This window comes from Thermodesulfobacteriota bacterium, assembly GCA_026415035.1.
Lineage (GTDB): Bacteria > Desulfobacterota > BSN033 > BSN033 > UBA1163 > RBG-16-49-23.
On record JAOAHX010000044.1, the window covers coordinates 1 to 5054 of the forward strand.

6 protein-coding genes are annotated in these 5054 nt (G+C 52.1%); 4 read left to right on the plus strand and 2 right to left on the minus strand.

The window, feature by feature from the left end:
- Positions 1-8: 8 nt before the first annotated feature.
- Positions 9-161, minus strand: a complete 153-nt coding sequence (locus tag N3G78_14635) for a hypothetical protein (protein MCX8119152.1) — start codon at positions 159-161, stop codon at positions 9-11.
- Positions 162-648: 487 nt separating this feature from the next.
- Here N3G78_14635 and N3G78_14640 point away from each other — a divergent pair, with 487 nt between their 5' ends.
- On the plus strand, positions 649-1584 hold the full coding sequence (locus tag N3G78_14640) for an integron integrase (protein MCX8119153.1): 936 nt from the start codon (positions 649-651) through the stop codon (positions 1582-1584).
- A gap of 62 nt (positions 1585-1646) precedes the next feature.
- On the plus strand, positions 1647-2660 hold the full coding sequence (locus tag N3G78_14645) for a radical SAM protein (GenBank protein ID MCX8119154.1): 1014 nt from the start codon (positions 1647-1649) through the stop codon (positions 2658-2660).
- Between the two features lie 9 nt (positions 2661-2669).
- On the opposite strand, the gene N3G78_14650 is transcribed toward N3G78_14645, so the two are convergent.
- On the minus strand, positions 2670-3251 hold the full coding sequence (locus N3G78_14650; GenBank protein ID MCX8119155.1) for an HDIG domain-containing protein: 582 nt from the start codon (positions 3249-3251) through the stop codon (positions 2670-2672).
- A 129-nt stretch (positions 3252-3380) separates the two neighbouring features.
- Between N3G78_14650 and N3G78_14655 the strand changes: the two genes are divergently transcribed.
- Entirely contained in the window at positions 3381-4106 is a 726-nt protein-coding gene (locus N3G78_14655; protein ID MCX8119156.1) for an MBL fold metallo-hydrolase, read from the plus strand.
- A gap of 4 nt (positions 4107-4110) precedes the next feature.
- Positions 4111-5054 (plus strand): hypothetical protein (locus tag N3G78_14660; GenBank protein ID MCX8119157.1); only part of this gene is annotated, 944 nt, incomplete at its 3' end.

The window sequence follows — 5054 nt, forward strand, 5'->3', positions numbered from 1 at the left end:
AATCATCGTCATGAATCTCTATTCGATTTGCTACTCAAATTGATCACAAAACCAGTGGCAAATCTTTTATAATCGCCTAAATCTAATTCCCTGAGTTGGTCAAGTTCTTTAGTTAATTTTATGAGTAACTCATCATGTTTTTTCTCATCTCTATAATTCATAGGTTTCCTTTTTAATGCATAACATTATTTTTTAATTTTATTCTATAAACGGGGAGATTATATACAGATTGTGTAGGGTTGTCAAGGAATTTTTTGATTAAAGATATTGATTTTATGAAATTATGTCGATATAATACTCAAAAATTAAGTATTAAATAGAGTAAGCTGAATTTGAGAGGTTGTTATGTTAAAAAATTACGAAGCTTTTCTGAACAGGAAAAGCGGGCTCAAATCCCACCATATTCCGTATTACCTTAAGTGGGTTTCGGATTGTTATCATTTTTTAAATTTGCCCCTGTCAAGCCGGTTAAATAGCGATCAGAAGAAACAGTTTCTCACGGATATGGCAAAACGGCATGAAGACTGGCAGGTTAAACAGGCTGATACAGCCTTAAGGTTATATGATTACTTCCTTTCGAAGAATATAACAGCAATAGAAGGGGAGGTCTCCTCCCATGAGGAGACCTGGAAGCCTCTCGAAGAGAAGATGAGAGAAGCCCTGAGGCTACGGCACAGATCCTTCAGCACAGAGAAGACCTATCTTATCTGGTTACGAAGTTTTAGAGGCTATGTGGCCGACAAGCTACCCGATCAGCTTGGGGGAAGGGATCTCCAGGATTTTTTAAGCCACCTTGCTGTGGAGAAGAAAGTTTCTGCTTCGACTCAGAATCAGGCCCTCAATGCGATCGTCTTTTTCTACCGCCATGTCCTGAATAAAAATATAGACCAGGAATTGAGCGCGGTGCGGGCCAAACAGAGGAGACACCTGCCGGTGGTGCTTACGCCCAAAGAGGTCCAGAACATCTTCGATCAGATGTCGGGGACGACGAGGTTGATGGCGATGCTGATTTATGGGGCAGGTTTAAGGCTTCAAGAATGTTTGCAGTTAAGGGTTAAAGACATTGATCTTGAAAAGAGCATTCTCATTATCAGATCAGGCAAAGGAGACAAGGATCGGAGAACCATCCTGCCTGAAACCCTGAAGAATGATTTAATCCATCATTTGGGAGAGATAAGATCGCTCTATGACCAGGATAGAAAGAGCGAAATCGCCGGTGTGTGGCTTCCGGGAGCCTTAGAAAAGAAGTATCCGAATGCAGGAAAAGAATGGGGCTGGTTCTGGCTTTTTCCATCAAAATCTCTCTCGGTTGATCCGAGAGGCAACATCGTCCGAAGACACCATGTTCATCAAGCCGCCCTTCAGAAAGCCTTCAAGGTTGCGGTGGGAAAAGCGGGAATTACGAAGCAGGCCTCTGTGCACACACTGAGGCACAGCTTTGCCACCCATCTTCTTGAGAACGGATATGATCTCCGGACCATCCAAGAGTTGTTAGGCCATAAAAATCTTCAAACGACCATGATCTACACCCATGTTGCCAAGAAGAATGTCCTCGGCGTAAGAAGTCCACTGGATAGGGGCTGATTTTTCTTCTCCTTTCCGATTAAAATTAAATGGGTACTTGCGTAAGGATGAAGCTCCATTCTATGGGAGAGACGTTTCATATCCAGTGGCATATCACGAATCGCTGCAATCTCCGTTGCGTGCACTGCTATCAGGACGGGTTCTCGTGGGACGGGGATCTCGGCCAGGAAGGTTTGATGAGGGTTGCCGATCGTATTTTCGTATTCCTCGAGGACCGACGGCTGAGAGGCACCATCCATCTCACGGGAGGGGAGCCCCTCCTAAAACCTGAATTGTTTGCTCTGCTCGACTACCTCGATCGGAGCCCGCTTATCGAGGAGTTGGGGGTTATCACCAATGGGCTTCTTTTGAATCAGGAGGTCTTAGCAAGATTTTCAACCTGCTCCAAACTGAAGAAGATCAAACTCTCCCTCGATGGGGCGAGTGAGAAGACGAACGATTCGATCCGGGGGATGAGGACCTTCGATACGGTCCTCGAGAGGTTAGGATCGATCCAAAAAGTAAACCAATTCGAGATCGTCTTCATGTTTACCCTCATGAAGAGGAATTTCAGAGAACTTTACGCTTTTTACGACCTTTCCCGAGGCCTGGGCGTAAGTGGGTTTATCGTCGAACGGTTCGTCCCATGGGGCAGGGGAAGGGAGAAAATGAGCGAGGTTCTGGGGAGAGAGGAGTGGTCAGAGGTCAAGCGGACGCTTTCGGACCTCTTCTCGATCGAAAAGGAATCGCTTCTCCCCTACCAGGCCTTTCAAGTCAATTTCAGCGAGGAGGGCTCCGAACTCTCGGGTGCTCCTTGTGTGATCGGACAGGATGGGCTTTGCCTCATGCCCGATGGCGAGGTCTTTCCTTGCCGGAGGTTTCCCGTTTCGATCGGAAATCTGCTCCAGATGCCCCTGCGGGAGATCTGGGAGGGTTCGGAGCTTTTAAACAGACTGAGGCAGAGGGAGAATTTGAGGGGACGGTGCGGCCAATGTGGGATCGAGGGTTGCAGGGGCTGCCGTGCCCTTGCCCTTGCCCTGAGGGGCGATCCCCTCGCCGAGGATCCCTGCTGTGGGATTCCGGAGAAAGCGGGTTGATGAGAATCTTCAGGTCGGGGTTCCCCTTAACCCGATGGCCTCGGCGACCTCCTGCATCCCTTTGATCGTATCGTCGATCAGTTCGTCGAGGCTTATGCCGAGCATCTCGGCTCCCTTTTCGATGACCGACCGGTCCACGCCCGCGGCGAATCGCTTATCCTTCCACTTGTTCTTGACCGACTTGACCTGGACATCGAGCACGCTTTTTGAGGGTCGGATCAGGGCGGTGGTCACCACCAGCCCGGTCAGCTCGTCGATCGCATAGAGGTACTTTTCGAGAAGGGTTTCGGGCTTGACCTCCGAGCAGATGCCCCATCCGTGGGAGACGGCAGCCCGGATATACTCCTCCGGCCATCCCTCCTCTCGGAGGATCTCCCCGGTCTTTTTGCAATGTTGATCCGGGAATCGTTCGTAGTCGAGGTCGTGGATCAGACCGACGATCCCCCACTTCTCTTCGTCCTCTCCCAGTTTACGAGCGATATAACGCATCGCGCCCTCCACGGCGTAGGCATGTTTCCGAAGACTATCGCTCTCGTTGTAACGGTGGAGGAGGTCGAGCGCCTCCTGTCGGGTTGGACTTTTCTCTGCCATGGTGCGCATTCCTCCTTGCGATCCTTCTTTACCATTTCATTTCAGGGCGGGTCAAGGGGCTCCTTGAAATTGACTTCCCTCAGGGATTGGGTTATTCGATGAAGACATCCGACCTTGCAGGAGGAGGCCATGCCGAAGATCGCCGAAGGAATCTACTTTATTCCGGGACGGGACGAGATGATGCCGGATTCCCATACGTATCTCATCGGATTCCCATCTTCGAAGGACCTTTCGTTGATCGATCCCGGGCTCGCTGGGAAGGGGAGGTATAAGCTCGATTCGATCCGGAAGTTCGGGATCGAACTCGAGGAGGTCAAAAGGATCATCATGACCCATACCCATTTCGACCACATCAGCGCCCTTTCCGAGGTGCAAAAAGAGATTCCCTGGGCAGAGCTCTGGATCCATCAGGCCGAGGCCGACCCTCTCGAAGAGGGGGATGAACGAACCGTCTACGGGATGGAGATGTTCCAACAGGTCTGCCAAATGCAGTACGGGATGAGGAACGGCGCCTTCAAAACGAAAGTTCACCGGAAGCTCCAGGGTTGCGAGACCCTGAAGATCGGGGGGATGGCCTGGGAGGTCGTCCACATTCCTGGACATTCCTTGGGGAGTATCGGCCTCTATGCTTCGTCTGAAAAGGCTCTCATCCCGGGCGATGTGATCTACGCCGATCATGCCATCGGCCGATTCGACCTCTTCGGCGCAGATGGCTCGGTTTTAAAGGAGTCCCTCCGACGGCTTTCGGAGCTCGAGGTGAAGATCCTCCTTCCAGGCCACAACCGAACGGTGACGAATTTACCGAAGGGCTACATTCAGGAGACCCTGACCCAGTGGGAACCTTATCTTGGCTGAGGCGATGAGGAGGCCTCGATTCCAACGGTTTTTGTCCTTCTTCTTTGTCGGGTTCGTCCTCTTTTCGGAGGGCAACCCCGTTTCTGGCCAGCCCAAACAGGAGATCTGGTATCATACCGGTTATCCAGGGGGAGTGGTCGGCCCTCGCTCGGGGATGTCGGCCCTGACCGGGCCCACAAAGATGCCGGCCATCTTCGAGGCCATCTGGCGAGGCCGTCTGGTCCCCTGGGAACAGATTCATACCGACCATCCCCTGGTCATCGGCCGGAAGCCTCCTGCGCCACCGATCGACCTTGATAGCCTCCGCCGAGTTCACACCGATCGCTATTTAAAGGCCCTCTTTACGGGAGACCCCCCTCACCTGGCCACCTCGCAGGGGCTTCCGACCTGGAACGAGAACATCGCGAGAGGATGGCTTCTCAACGTGGGCGGGCTTTACGAAGCGGCCCGAACTGCCATTCAGAAGAAGACGATCACCGCCAACCTCGGCCACGGATATCACCATGCCACCGTTCATCGAGGCTCTGCGTTCTGTACGATCAATGGCCTGGTGGTGGTCGCCCGAAGGCTGATTCGAGAGGGAGAGGCAAGGCGGGTGATGATCCTCGACCTCGACCATCACGAAGGCAATGGCACGGCGGAGTGCATCCTGGGGGACCCCGAGATATGGAACGTGACCCTCTTCGGAAGTTACATGGGAGGTCCTCCTTCATCCTCCAACAACCATCCCTTTCAAGTTCAACATGGGGCCTTTGAAGTCGGGGAGAGAAGGGATGTACATTACCTTGCGGTGATCGCCCAGTTCCTGCCCGAATTGATTCAACGTCAGAGGCCGGAGCTGGTTCTCTATCAGGCAGGGATGGACCCCTTCGATGGTGCCTCGATCACCCAGAAGGCCCTCGAGCTCCGCGATGCCTTTGTTTTCGCCCTTTGCCGATCCCTAAATAT

What these genes read in the sequence shown, in the direction of transcription:
- N3G78_14640 (MCX8119153.1), top strand. Translation starts at nt 649, where the DNA reads ATGAGAGAAGCCCTGAGGCTACGGCACAGATCCTTCAGCACAGAGAAG.
- N3G78_14655 (MCX8119156.1), top strand. Translation starts at nt 3,381, where the DNA reads ATGCCGAAGATCGCCGAAGGAATCTACTTTATTCCGGGACGGGACGAG.
- N3G78_14645 (MCX8119154.1), top strand. Translation starts at nt 1,647, where the DNA reads ATGGGAGAGACGTTTCATATCCAGTGGCATATCACGAATCGCTGCAAT.
- N3G78_14635 (MCX8119152.1), bottom strand. Translation starts at nt 161, where the DNA reads ATGAATTATAGAGATGAGAAAAAACATGATGAGTTACTCATAAAATTA.
- N3G78_14650 (MCX8119155.1), bottom strand. Translation starts at nt 3,251, where the DNA reads ATGGCAGAGAAAAGTCCAACCCGACAGGAGGCGCTCGACCTCCTCCAC.